This is a genomic window from Klebsiella sp. WOUb02 (assembly GCF_050058015.1).
GTDB lineage: Bacteria > Pseudomonadota > Gammaproteobacteria > Enterobacterales > Enterobacteriaceae > Klebsiella.
The window spans coordinates 64,898-79,092 of the sequence record NZ_CP170111.1; the positions used below are offsets into that span (position 1 = coordinate 64,898).

General features: G+C 55.7%; 7 protein-coding genes. All 7 read left to right on the forward strand.

Annotated features, from left to right (window positions below; all coding sequences use genetic code 11):
• Window positions 1-9 precede the first annotated feature (9 nt).
• The 7 genes from ABOC21_RS28325 to ABOC21_RS28355 are packed head-to-tail and all read left to right on the forward strand — an operon-like array spanning window position 10 to window position 14,062.
• Window positions 10-975, forward strand: coding sequence for a type II secretion system F family protein (locus ABOC21_RS28325; RefSeq protein WP_426815763.1), 966 nt, complete (start codon window positions 10-12; stop codon window positions 973-975).
• Window positions 976-1,002: 27 nt separating this feature from the next.
• Window positions 1,003-1,848, forward strand: a complete 846-nt coding sequence (locus tag ABOC21_RS28330) for a tetratricopeptide repeat protein (RefSeq protein ID WP_426815764.1) — start codon at window positions 1,003-1,005, stop codon at window positions 1,846-1,848.
• Window positions 1,845-2,348: a hypothetical protein gene (locus ABOC21_RS28335; RefSeq protein ID WP_426815765.1), complete on the forward strand. Its 504-nt coding sequence runs from the start codon at window positions 1,845-1,847 to the stop codon at window positions 2,346-2,348. The genes ABOC21_RS28330 and ABOC21_RS28335 overlap by 4 nt, the downstream gene beginning before the upstream one ends.
• Window positions 2,335-2,913 carry a TadE/TadG family type IV pilus assembly protein gene (locus tag ABOC21_RS28340; RefSeq protein WP_426815766.1) on the forward strand — a complete coding sequence of 193 codons (579 nt, stop codon included), beginning with the start codon at window positions 2,335-2,337 and terminating at the stop codon, window positions 2,911-2,913. The genes ABOC21_RS28335 and ABOC21_RS28340 overlap by 14 nt, the downstream gene beginning before the upstream one ends.
• A 5-nt stretch (window positions 2,914-2,918) precedes the next feature.
• Window positions 2,919-4,094, forward strand: a complete 1,176-nt coding sequence (locus ABOC21_RS28345; protein WP_426815767.1) for a hypothetical protein — start codon at window positions 2,919-2,921, stop codon at window positions 4,092-4,094.
• Between the two features lie 11 nt (window positions 4,095-4,105).
• Window positions 4,106-4,522, forward strand: coding sequence for a hypothetical protein (locus tag ABOC21_RS28350; protein ID WP_426815768.1), 417 nt, complete (start codon window positions 4,106-4,108; stop codon window positions 4,520-4,522).
• 39 nt (window positions 4,523-4,561) lie between these two features.
• On the forward strand, window positions 4,562-14,062 hold the full coding sequence (locus ABOC21_RS28355) for a putative Ig domain-containing protein (protein WP_426815769.1): 9,501 nt from the start codon (window positions 4,562-4,564) through the stop codon (window positions 14,060-14,062).
• Window positions 14,063-14,195: the final 133 nt, after the last annotated feature.

Here is a 14,195-nt window from a genome sequence, read left to right on the forward strand (position 1 = left end):
GAGAGGCAAATGATGTTGCGAGACGATCCGTTACTGATATTGGCGTTGTTATTGATTGCGGTTGGCATCGGATTAGCACGAACCCTGAGAGGACCACGCCGCGCCCGTCAATTGTCTGAGAGGCTGGCTCCACACCTGCCCCAATCTGCGCAGAGTGCCGTTGAAGCAGGTGAAAATTCAATTCTTCGAGGGCAAGGTCGTGAGTTGCCGCCAGTACTGGAAAAACTGCTGCATCCTCTGGCTGAACAGGGGCTACGCATTGCAGGGGCTGAGCGCGATCGGCAAAAACTGCGTCGAATGCTGGATTTAGCTGGGTTTCGTCGGGAGGAGGCCGTGGGTTGGCTCGCTTCGGGAAAACTTATCAGCGGGGTGCTGTGCGCTCTGATACTCGTGGTAGGAATGCTACCACCATCCGATCGGCTAGGGCTGACGGGGATGGCCGCTGGGCTGATCGGCTATTTCGTCGGTAGCCTCTTGGCAGAACGGTGGCTGAAATGGCGTGCCGCTAGTCGAGGGGAAAAATTGGCCCGTTCGGTGCCTGATGCGCTGGACTTGATGGTGGTTTGCGCAGAGGCCGGATTGCCCATTGGTCGTGTGTTACATGTGGTTTCAAAGGAATTGGGTTTATCGGCACCAGAGATGGCCGATGAACTGCGCTACACCTCGGCAGAATTACAGATCCTGTCCGATCGCACCACTGCATTGCTGCATCTGGCCGATCGTACAAGGGTACCGGAAATTGAGAACATGGTGGCGACGCTGATTCAGGCTGAGCGCTACGGCACACCGCTGTCTCAAGCTTTACGTACTATCGCAGATGAAAGCCGTAAGACCCTCATTTTAGGGCTGGAAGAAAAGGCCGGTAAATTGCCTGCACAACTCAGCGTGCCGCTGATGGGCCTTATTTTGCCACCAATTATTGCCATCATGGCTGCACCGCCCTTGCTGCGGGTAATTCGTCTGCTCTCGAACTGATTAGTAGCCAAAGAATATAAAGGATAAATGTTGATGATTATTTCCATCTTTCCTCGTGTGTTGTCAGTGCTGCTATGCGGCGTTTTACTGGCGGGTTGCGCAGGCAGTCATACACTAAAAGGTTCTAAAGATGAAGGTCTAAAGCTAGCCCGATTATTGCGCGATCAAGGGCGGCTTGAGGCCGCTGTCGAAGTATATGCACGCCTTGACAGCCGGGGTCATCTGTCTGGTAGTGAGCTGTTGGAATATGCCAGTGTCGCAGCCCCTGTACGTACGCCGCAGGAGACACTCAACTTATATGTGCGTGCCCGTCAACAATTGGGGGGCGATCTGCAGCGCATGCAGAAAACCGAGGCTCTGGCGCTATGTCTGGGAATAGGGCGTGCGCAACTGGCGCTGGGACGTACGCAGATGGCAGAGCAGGATTTTCAGTGCGCTCTGACGGCCGCGCCTGATAATGTGGGGGCTCTCAATGGCTCTGGCGTTGTATTGGATGCCAACGGACGACATGATGAGGCACGCATACAGTTTGGCAAGGCTTTACGGAGCGATCCCAGTGATATAGCCGCACTGAATAACCTAGCGTTGTCGTGGTTGATTAGCGGTCGGGCCGATAAAGCGATTGAGTTGCTGCGTACCACTGACAATAGCGCCCCATCTGCCCGACTGAATTTAGCTCTGGCCTACCTCTACGACAGCAAAGACGAACAGGCTCGTAAAACGTTAGCCGATATTGCTAGTTCCGATCGTATTGAATCATTAATGAATTCATTAGCTCAACGGGTTGGCGAGCTTAAACAACCGCAGACCAGTAGCAGCAGTTTGTTAATCGCCAGTCGCAACCTTCTGCAATTGAGCGACGTGAAAGAATGATGGGTAAGGTTCTGCACAACCGCTGGCGTGCCAGTAGGGGAGTCGTTTCAACGGAAGTCGCCTTCCTCGTTCCGGTGGTACTGGTTGGGGTGATGATGTTATTCGAACTGGCGCGGGTAGGTCTAGTGATCGGCGTTGGAAACGTTGCGCTGGATAAAGCCGTACAGAGTTTCCGTCACGACGATCTACAAACCATTAGTGCATCGCAGATGGCCGACAGTCTGAAATCCCGGATGGTGGATTCGGCATACGGCTATCTCAAAAGCGACGATCTGACCGTTAGTGTGTTGCATTTCGATAATCTGAGCTTGCTAGCAGGATTAACTATTGCCGCTGAAGAAGATAGCGCCACCATGAACACTCTGCCTGTCTGGTCGGTAACAGTGCAGATAAAAAAAACGTTTCTGACGCCATTACCTGAGGTGCTGTCGCTCGGGGAGACCTTCCGTTATCAGTATAAGCATGTTTTCGGGACGGAACTGATCGATGAGCAGGATTAAGCGCTTTCTGAAATGTAGACGAGCGGTTATTGCCGCGGAAACCGCGCTAGCGTTTCCGATGGTTCTGGCAATAGGCACGCTATGTGCTGACATCTATACCATCGTTCTGGAACGTGAACATATGGAGCAGCGCGCTGGAGCTATCGCCTCAGTGTTGGGATATCAGTCCGAGCTGACCACCGAAGGGCTACAGGGGCTGCTGGATTCGGTGCTGCCGGACGAGGGGCTGGGAAACTACCAGTTACTGATCAGCAACGTGCGTCAGACTGGCAAGGTGTATTGGCAACTGAATCGGGGTAACTCCACTGATTTGTGCGAAAACGGCAAGGTTGCTGCCGACAATGATTATCCGGGCGAGCTGCCGGAGCGGGACGAGGATGACGGAAGTGATAATGTCTCTATGGTTGTCGTTGAATTGTGCCGGCAGGGCAGCGATATCAGTTTGCTGGGCGGGATGTCGCTCAGCGGTTTGTTACAGGCTTCGACCATCAATCGTGCGGCGCACGGATTAGTGGCGCTGGACAAGACTCTGGCGGCGGAAGCCGGGTTGGAAGAAAAGGAATGATAACTATGCGTGAGCAATGGCGGACTTACAGCCGTCGACTGCGCAGCTTTTGGCGTCAGGAGCAGGGGGCAGGCACTGCGTTTTATGTGTTGGGGACGATGGGACTGTTAGTGATCAGCGCGTTTATTGTCGACAGTCTGCAAACGACTGGCGATGCCGCACAGGTTAAACGCGCCACCGATGCTGCCGCGTTGGCGGTGGGGCATCAGGTGGTGGCCAGCAACGAGAAGAATGAAGATGTCGGTCAGGAACAAATAACTGAGCTGGCCTATCAGTACATCCGTACCAACCTAGGGCTGAACAGCAAACTGACCGCCAACCTGTCGCGGGATAAGGTCAGCGTCAGCAGTGGGCGCAACAGCGACGATAATCGTACCTATACCGTTGCCGTAACTTTTGACACTGACCCGGAATTGCTGAATATAAGCAGTCAGGAGCAGCTGGTGTATTCTACGGTAGAGGTGCGCACCGCCTCTCTGGAAGTGGCTCTGGCGCTGCCAAACACACTGAAAGAAGATAGCAGCAATTTGGCGGCCCTGCGCCGCATCAGCAATACCTTCGCTGAGGATCTCATCGGTAACAGTTACAACACCTGGCTGGCGCTGGTTCCCTACAGCCAGGCTGTCAACGTCTACGATGTCGCTCGCGCCAACCGCATTCGCCAGTGGGTCGCAGAGGGGGCTCTCAATCCGGTGGAGCTCACCTCGCTGTTCCGTTCAGGCTACGGTAGCTTGGCCGATCGCCGTATCCCCGATCGTCGCTACAACCGACTGTGCATGTATCGCGGGTTGGACCGGGGGGAAAACTACTTTTGGGATGAATCCCCGGTGAATCAGTTCTTCATTTATTACCGGCACGATCTCCCGGAGAACTCCGGCATAAACTACAACATCTCCTGGATTGGACCTAATCCGGATTTTGGACAGGCCAACGGTGTGAATGATACCCGCTATATGATCGTCGATCATGGCTGCCCTGTTGCACCGCTGCTACCACTGACAAGTGATTTTGACAAGATTTCTACCCGTCTCAATTCGATGTCCACTGGCTTTAATGTCAACTACGCAATTGCCATGGGATGGGCGGCGATGTCGCTGGCACCGGAGTTTCGTGGCAGCAGTGGTTGGGGGGGGGGGATGATCTGCCGAAGGAGTTTGACGATGGCAATAACGAGCACCTGAAAGCAGTCGTGTTGCTAGTTAACTCCTCGGAGATGAAGTGGTTCGACAGCGATGCTTACAACGCCCACGTAGGCAAAACTATCGACGGCTGTGCCAGCGATGGCAGCAATTGCGGTAACGGTGATGAACTGATCACCCAGCGTTTCGCCAGCCTGTGCTCTAGCTTTCGCAACCGTGACCTGCGCTTTTTCCTGATTGTGACTGGCAACGACGAAGCGGAGGACGAGGATGGCGATGCTATCACCAGCGGCTCGGACTTCCGTCGTATCGCTGGCCCTGGGCTGTCTGAATGTGCGGTGAAAAGCACGGATTTGACCTATTACAAAGGCGAGGATTTCACCGTGTCGGAACAAAAAATCACCGACCGTCTGAATGAGATTGTCCAGGAGTTACGACAGGAAAGCAGTTTTGTCCGGCTGATTGAATAGTCGTTTGCCGTGACTTTTGACCTTACAGGATATGATACTATGACCACATCCCGTTCTACACAGCGCTCCCGCTTGTTTAATGCGTGGGCGCTGGAGCCGCGCATGATGTTTGACGCGGCAGCTGTTGCTACTGCCGCCGAAGTTGCTCAGCAGTCTTCACCAGCAAGCACCGATGCCCCAGGACTTACCGCTACGCCGGTGGATGTGAACCTGACCGTCACTGACAACAGCGATAGCTTTCCTGCGATAGACCTGTTCAGCAGCGTTAGCGTCTCCTCCGATGCGAGCGGCGAAACGATGTACCAGTTGAATGCCACTATAAACACCACCGGATTGGCCCATGCGCTGGTTATCGACGGCAGCACCATCGCACTTGAAGGTGGCTCAGTCGGCGAAACGGCGAATAATGGTTTCTTCTATGAAGTCAGCGTCAGCGGCTCCGAGACCACTATCACTATTAGCATCGAGTCTTCGCTGAGTGCCTATACCAACGAGGGTGTTGCGGCGTTGATTGACAGTATCGCTTATCAGGCACAAAGCACCGAGGTGACCTCCGGAGACGTGACGGTCTCTCTCGCGCTAAGCGACAACAGTCAGGACGAAACCAATCTGAGTATCGCCTCGACAATTCATATTGTGCGGGACAGTAATACCCCTGTCGCTCCGGTACTCTCGACCGAGAGTTCACTGGAAGCCGCTGAAAGTTTTGACAGCAGTAGCGGTCTGGCTGGAGCCGATCAGGTCAGCTATTCCGTTGATGGAAGGTATGTTTATACTGCTGGCGCAGATGTTTTCACCGTCTTCTCGGTCGATGCTCTCGGACGACTGACGCAGGTGAGCAATATCAAAGTGGAAGATTTGGGCTCTGTCAGTAGCTTGGTCGTCAGCGGCGACGGTAAATCGGTCTACAGTCTTTCTACTAACGGCAATCTTATCCAGTTAGATGTTAATGACGACGGTACGCTCAGCTACGTAGCCACGTACACGGTGACCGGCGACGGCGGCTCCTCCGGCAGTCTTGCGATCTCCGCTGACGGCACTCAGGTATATGCGGATGCCAGCTCCAATTATGGACGAGCATTTATTGTCTACAGCCGTGACGCGTCGACTGGCGCCCTGATTCAACTGCAGGAAATCGACGAAAACATCCGTCAAACTACGATTATTCAGGGCGGCGATTACCTTTATGTCGTCAATAACGGCGGGCTTTTTTATGAGTCGCGCAAAGTGTTTGTCTACCAGCGCACCAGCGATGGCAAGTGGGAAGTGCTGGACAATACGGCAACGCTGGAAGCTGATAGCGATTGGTCCGGTGAGCCTGACTCCATCGCTGTCTCGTCTGACGGGTTATACGTCTATATCAATGCCAAAGGTACTGAAACGCTTGATGTCTATAACCTCGACGAGACATCTGGCTTCCTGAACCGGGTCAACTCTATTGCTTTGGGTAGCGAAGTCGACAGCTTATCTCTCGATTCTAACGGTGAACATCTCTACGTCGTTACTACCGATGGTGCGATCAGCGTCTATGGCGTCTCTGGCTCCAGTCTCACCCTGCAAGCCCATGTGACGGGGGGCAGTAGCGGTGACCTCGCGCTCTCCAGTGATGGTCTGTCGCTCATTATCGCCAGTGGCAGTGGCATCACCCGCTACAGTCTGTCTCAAACCATTAACCTCGGAGAACGTCTGGCCTTTTCCGAAGGACTAAGTCTGTCTGACAGCAATTTCGACGTGTTGAATGATGGTAATGGCAACTACAACGGCGCCAGTATCACGGTGAGCGCCAGCGCGGCGGGTGGCAGTTTCGGTTTTTCCGATGGCAGTGGCCTGACCTACAGTGACGGGACGATTTCCTTTGACGATAAAGCCATCGCCACTCTGAGCGTAAGTGATGGTGTACTGACTGTGAAATTTATTGCCGATGCCGACACCGCCACGGCTAATCTGGTGTTGCGGCAGTTGACCTATACCAACGACGGTAGCACCACTGTCGGCAGCTATATTCAACTTACCGTTTCCGTCAACGATGGTCAGCTCACCAGCAACAGTTTAGTCACCACCCTGCGCGTCAACGCCGTGCCGCTGGTTAACACCGACGCGGCCAATGGTTACCAGTTGTATAATGCCACCAGCGAAACGGCTTACAGTTTCACGCTGTTCTCTGGCCTGTTCAGCGACGTCGATGGCGACAACCTGACCTGGAGTGTCCGTGGTTTGCCCGCAGGACTGACTTTTGACGCTATGACCCGTACTATCTCCGGTTCAGCCACGGAAACTGGCAACTTTACCGTCACCATCACCGTTTCCGAAGCCTCCGGGGCCAGCGCATCGCTGGATTTGGAACTGGTTGTAACGCAAATAGCCAACCGTGCTCCGGAGATCAACTACAACTCTTCCACCACTCTGGCCTATGCTACCGCAGGTATAGATTATAGCTCCGCACTGGACAGTTCGCTGTTCACCGATGCCGACAGTCCCTACGGAGACATCCTGAGTTGGGCGGTTTCTGGCCTGCCCGATGGTTTTACCTTTGATGCCGACACTCTGACTATTTCCGGCTCTTCCAGCGCTGTGGGGGATTACGCCGTGATCGTCACCGCCACCGATAAGTCAGGGGTAAGCGTGCAGATCGAGCTGACGCTACGTGTCATCAGCTTGGCTGAAGCCAATAACCATGCTCCGGGTTTCAGTACTGATGCCAGCTCGCTTGTTTACACCAGCGGTACTTTGAGTGGTTACGGTAGTACTGGCACCTACGTTAATGGATTGGTGCTTTCCAGCGATGAAACGACGCTGGTGGTCGCCAGCAGCACCAGCAACAATGGTAACGGAACGCACTACCTGAACATCTATAGCCGTGACGTCATGACTGGTGTGTTGACCTTGGTGCAGACCTTTACACAAGGCGCAACCGATGACCCAGGAACTGCCACGATCGAGATCGACGGCTTGCAGAACGTAACTTCCGTCACATATTCGGCAGACGGTTCGCAACTGTACCTGACTGGCTATAACACCACTGGCAGTGTAACCAGTCATGCGCTGGTTGTATTCAATGTCAATGACGACGGTACGCTGAGCTACCTCGGTCATTCCGACAACATTGGCGAGAAGGTGCTGTACGTGAGCGTGGATGAGGACAGCGGCACACTTTACGCATTGTCAGCTACTAAAATATACGCCTACAGCGTTGGCAGTTACGGCAGCTTCACGCTGTTGGGTTCTTATACCCCTGATAGTGGTTTCGGTACTGCGGTGACTATGCGTGTTGTCGGTGACACGGCCTATGTGCTGTCCGGGTCGCGGCTGACGGTTTACAGCATCGCTGATAGCGGCACATTAAGTTATGTTGGCCAGATGGTGCGCAGTGGCACTACGTTGATTTATACCAATGCGGCGGGGGTGAGCAGCGAGTCTGTAACGGTGAGCAACTCGAATATCCTCAGTGGCGGTAATTCATTGACTGTGTCCGATCAGGGCTACATTTATCTGACCACCATCAATGGCTTCCTTACTACTCTGCATTACGACAGCGAATCGGGTGAGGGGTCCTATATAGGCGCAACCGACGCCTATGGGCCGTTGGGTTACTACCCTTACGACATCACGTTGTCGGCTGACGGCACGGCTTTGTATATGTCGGGGGCAAACAGCAACAAAATTATCATCTACAGCATTGGTGATGACGGGCTGCCAGTATCACCAACGACGCTTACTACCAGTGGTGGTATATCACGTGTGGCCATCTCCAGGGATGGAACCTCCATCTACGGGGGCAAACACATGCTCTTCGGTACTGTCACCCTGAGCGTGATCCAGGCTACCGGCATCGGCGCATCCTTTGTTGAAGGTGGAACCTCTATCCATCCGGCGGCCGACCTGAGCCTGTCAGATGCCGAATACGATGTCCTCAACGAGGGTGCTGGCAACTATAACGGAGCGATTATCGCTATTGCGCGCGACGGAGGGGCTGACAGTTGCGAAAGTTACGGTTTTACCGATGGCAACGGCCTGGTGCTGGCGGAGGGTATTATTTACCTCGACGGTACGTCCATCGCCACCTTCAGCAGCACTGAAGGATCGTTGACCGTCACGTTTACCGCCGACGTCACCACTGCCACCGCAAATAGAGTGCTGCAGCAGATTACCTACACGAATACAAGCAATGAGCCGGGCAGTAGCATTTTGCTGATGCTATCCGTAGCGGATCAGTACACCTCCAGCAGCATTGGCCTGCAACTCTCCGTTACCGAGATCAACAACGCGCCTTCGCTGGAGGCTAGCGGTCGGGATATAACCTACACCAGCGGCGGTAACGCAGTGAAGCTGTTTGAAGACGTCACGATCTCTGCGGGAGAAAGCGCTCAAACCATCAACAGCCTCACCCTGACAGTTTCCGGTCTGGCCGATGACGGACAGGAAGCGCTGACGATCGGCGGCGCCCTTGTGCCCCTTACCGATGGCGTAAGCGTAAACGGTTCTGTTTCTGTGGAGGTGGTTGAGAGCGACGGCAGCGTCAGCAGCAACTCCTACATCGTGGCAATACACGTCAACGTAGCGGACGGTGTGGCGACCGTGACTATTAGCGGCAGCAGCGGTCTACCGACGGAAGCAGCTACGAAGCTGGTTGAAAATATTGGATACATCAACACTTCATCCGACAACTCCGAAGAACCGACCTCCGGGGTACGAACCGTCACCCTGACTGCCGTGAAGGACAGTGGCGGCACCGACAATGATGGCGTGGATACCGCCGCGTTGTCGATTAGCGCCACAGTCACTGTCGGTCTGACTAATAGATCGCCGTCAGTCACTGCTTCCGGATTGACCGCTAGCTATGCTGAGAATGGCGATGCTGTAACGTTGTTCAGTGATGTCGAGATCTCTACCGGAGAGAAGGGCCAGGCAATTACCAACATCGTGTTGACGATCTCAGAACTGGCTGACGGTGTAAGCGAGGTGTTGGTGATCGACGGTACCGCCGTTTCTCTGATGGCGGATACTAGCGGGGAAACCACCAACGGCTACAGCTACTACGTTTCTCTTGAGGGTGACACGGCGACTGTATACCTCAACAACAGCGAGGGAGTTTCCAGTGATGATGCCGTTTCGCTGCTTCAAGGCGTCTCTTACGCGAATACCAGCGACGATCCGACCGAAGGCGCACGTACTGTTACTATCAGTAGGGTACAGGATGACGGCGGTACAGCAAACGGTGGTAGCGACACCATCGCACCCGACATAAGCGCTAGCGTCCTTGTGACTGCGGTCAACGACGCCCCGATCCTCGAAGCTACAGCGGGCACGGTATCTTATGTATCTGGCGGCGACAGTGTCAGCCTGTTCAGCAACGTAGCCGTTTCCACCGTGGAAAGTGGCCAGTTGATTAGTTCCGCGATTTTTACCGTGATGGGATTGCTTGACGGTGGTAGTGAAACCCTGAACATCGACGGCACTAGCATCACACTGGCGGCGGGTTCGGGCACTACCGACAGCGGCTACCTCTATACCGTAACCGTGGACGGCGATATTGCTACGGTGATCGTCTCCTTTAGCGACGGATTGAGCACCGGCGGTACCGCTACGCTGATCGAGGGCGTCCGCTACGTTAACCTCGATAGTACCAAGAGCGCCGGAACGCGCACCGTGAGCGTCAGTGTACAGGACAGCGGCGGTGGAGATGACACATCTACGTCGGCCTCCAGAGCCAGCATTGTGGTGGTTGAGAATTCTCCACCGCTGCTGAGTGCTGATGCCAGTTACAACAATCTGACAGTGTCGGACAGACTGACTGCCATTAACGGCCTGAGCGATATCGCCGCCAGCACTTTGAGTAGCGATGGGAGCTATCTCTACGTCATCAGTAGCGATGGCAGCATCGCTATCTTCATGCGCAACACCAGCAGCGGCGAGCTGGTGCTGCAACAAACGTTGAGCACCAGCCTGTCATCGACCAGTGCCGTTATTGTCAATGAGGACGGTAGCGCGGTTTATGTGCTGGGTGAGGACGGTGACGCGCTGGCCGTTTACAGTCGTGACGCCAGCGATGGCGGCCTGACGCCGGTGCAGACGTTGGTGACCCAGAACGTGACTGATTTCTCCGTTTCCAGCAACGGTGGCTCGATCTACGTCATTGACGGCAACTACTCCGGCCTTCTGGTTTATACCCGTGACGGCGCTTCTGGTGAATACGCGCTGAGTCAGAGAATCACTGCCTCTACCAGCAGCGCCCCCTATCTGTTCACCGGCGTCAGCATTGATACGGTGGGTGACTACGTTTACGTAGTCACTGATCCGGTGGCCGATAGCGCCGCCAACACGCTGATCGTCTATCAGGTTGGCAGCGACGACGCGCTGACTGCAGTGGCCTACCTGCGCGACGGTGATTCCGGGGTCAGCCTCGCAAGCCCGGTGGATATCGCAGTAAGCAACGACAGTGGGCTTGTCTACGTCGCCAGCGCGGACAGCATCGCTATTTTCAGCTTCGATGCCGCCAGCAGTGCGATGACTTACATTAGTGCGCTTACCGGCCTGTCCGACGTCAGTGCCGTGGCGCTGTCAATCGACAACGGCACGCTGTACGTCACCAGCTTGGATGGCAGCATCCGCCGCTTCGGGGTGGGTAGCGACGGTACGCTGACGCTGTTGGAAACGCTAAATAGCAGCGAAGATGCGGTGTCCGGAGTGACGACGGGCGGTAATGGTGCGGTCGTTGTGTTGGGTACCGGTGGGTTGATGTCCCTCAAAGATGGTTTGGCCGATCGACTTGCGCTCGAGTACACCGAGCAGGGTAGCGTGTTGCTGGTCGACGTACTGACGCTCAGTGATACCGATTACGACGCCCTGAACAACGGCGCCGGAAACTACAACGGCGCGACAATCGGCATCGTGCGGGCCGATGGCGCAGAAAGCAGCGACAACTACGGTTTCACCGACGGTAATGGCCTGACGCTGACTGACGGCATGATCTCTCTCAACGACAGCGCCATTGCCACTTTTACCGTTAGCGACGGCGCGTTGACTCTGGTCTTCACTGCTGATGTTAGCACTGAGGTCACCAACCGGGTGCTGCAGCAAATCAGCTACACGAACAGCAGCGACGATCCTGCTGCCAGTGTTTTGTTAATGCTCAGTGTAACGGACGCCTACGATGCCAGTACCCGTGTTACGCTGGCGCTGAATGTTACGGCCGTTAACGACGCACCGACGCTGACCGCCAGTGTAGGCGACGTCGGCTACACCGAAGGCGACGTCGCGGTGACGCTGTTTAGCGACGTGACCGTTGACACCATCGAAGCCGGACAGAGCGTCAGCAGCCTGAGCTTGACCATATCAGGCGTCAACGACGGTGAGAATGAAACTCTGAAACTGGACGGCACGTCCATCGCTCTGGTCGCCGGTTCAGGCACCACCAGCAGCGGCTACAGCTACAGCGTCATGATGGACGGCGATACCGTGGTGCTGATTCTCAGCAGTACGGACGGCGTCGCCGCTGCCAGCTTGATTGACGGCATCGCCTACGCCAATGTCAGTAATGAACCAACCGAAGGCGATCGTATCGTGACGCTGACGTCGGTCAGTGACAATGGCGGCACGGATAACGGCGGTAGCGATACCACTGCGCTAGCTATCGCTACCATCGTCAGTGTGTCGGCTGTTAATGATGCGCCGAGTGTCACTGCCGCAGGCGCCAGCGTCGCTTATACCGAAGGTGATGGCTCGGTGACGTTGTTCAGCAACGCCGTCATTGACACGGTTGAAGCTGACCAGAACGTCGTCAGCTTAACCATTATTGTCTCTGGCGTCAGCGACGGTGCGAGCGAAAACCTGACCGTGGATGGTTCCGTTATTGCGCTGGTGGCCGGTTCCGGCACCACCGTCAGCGGTTACAGCTACACCGTGACCGTGGACGGCGGTGCCGTGACGCTGACCATCAGCAACGCGAACGGCATCGCTGCCGCCAACCTTATCGACGCCGTGACTTACGCCAACGACAGCAACGATCCGACAGAAGGCGTGCGTAGCATCACGCTGAGTTCCGTAACGGACGGCGACGGCAGCAACCCCGCAAGCCCGGCGATTAGCGCCAGCGTCACCCTGTCGGCGGTCAACGACACGCCGATTGTCGCCGCCAGCGGCGCGACGGCCATTTACACCGAAGGCGATAGCGCGGTGACGTTGTTTAGCTATGTCGCCATTGATGTTATCGAGGCATCGCAGTCGGTCAGCAACCTGACGCTGACCGTCTCGGGCATCAGCGATGGCGCAAGCGAAACCTTGATCGTAGATGGCACCACCATATCTCTGGTGGCTGGTTCCGGCACCACGGTTAATGGCTACAGCTGGACGGTGGCGGTAAATAACGGCGTCGCCACTCTAGGGGTGAGCAACGCCAGCGGCATTACAGACGCTCCCGCGCTGCTCAACGGTATCGCCTACGCTAACGCCAGTGAAGACCCTACCGGGGGCGTGCGAACCGTAACGTTGACGCACGTACAGGACAACGGGGGCGGCGCGGACAGCATCGAACCCAATATCTCTACCAGCGTCACCATCGTGGCGGTCAACGACGAGCCGCAGGCTAGCGCCGAAGTATTAACGCTTGCGCAAGCTACACGGGATAAAGTCTACAGCGCGACGCTGTCCGACTCCCTGTTCAGCGACGTGGATGACGGCAGCCTGAGATGGAGCCTCTCCGGCCTGCCGGACGGTCTGACCTTTGACACTGATACCCTGACCATCAGCGGTTCGCCGAACGTCGCCGGTCACTTCATCCTGACGCTGACGGCGACCGACGCACAAGGGGCGCAGGGGGCGTTGAACCTGATGTTGACCGTCAACCAGCGCGAAGTGAATCCGGTAGTTCCGATAGGCGGCCCGGGGATATTTGACGCCGCGCCGCAGGGCGGGATCTTTGACAACATGACCGACAGCGAAGATCGCCGTCGGCAAGCGGTGTTGTTGGCCGGCGAAATGCAGCAGGTTTCTTCGCTGGCGACCGGCCCGCTGGACTACGCCGCCGTGCCTTGGGTGATTGATCCGATTATGCCGAGCTTGATGCCACCGCTGGAAACAGTGAATTTCACCGCGACAGCGCGGGGGGGGGCTGTAACCAGCAATGCTTACGTTAATGCCAGTGCCGATCGCGTCTATCGTTTGCCCGGTGATGCGAGTTTCAACACGGTTCAGTTGGCAAACGGCCGACCACTGCCCTGGTGGGTGCACTTCGACGCGCAGCGCGGTGAACTGCGCCTGAACGATGCACCGCGCGTCGGGCAGATTCAGCTGTTGCTGACCCGCGCTGACGGCATTGAGCAACTGGTGACGCTGCGGGATGGTCAGGTTGCTTCAGTGCCAGTGGTCGAGGTCGATCCGGCTGTATCCGCAGTCGCTGTGTCGCACACTGTTGTTGACGGCGACGTGGCGGCGAAAGCATCGTTTTCCCAGGCGTTAATGGCGGAGCGCGGCGATAGCAACGCCCTTCTGCAAGCCTTGCTGACGCTGGTGGCATCCGGCGATCAATCGGGGAACGCATTATGAACATCAAATCGGTGACATTATCCGCCGTCATACCGGTGCAAACAGATATTGCTCCCACAGGCAACTCGTTTGCTGCGGCATGGACCTCTGCTTTCACCGGGTCGACGGAAGGTAAACGTGCTTTTGTTATCAA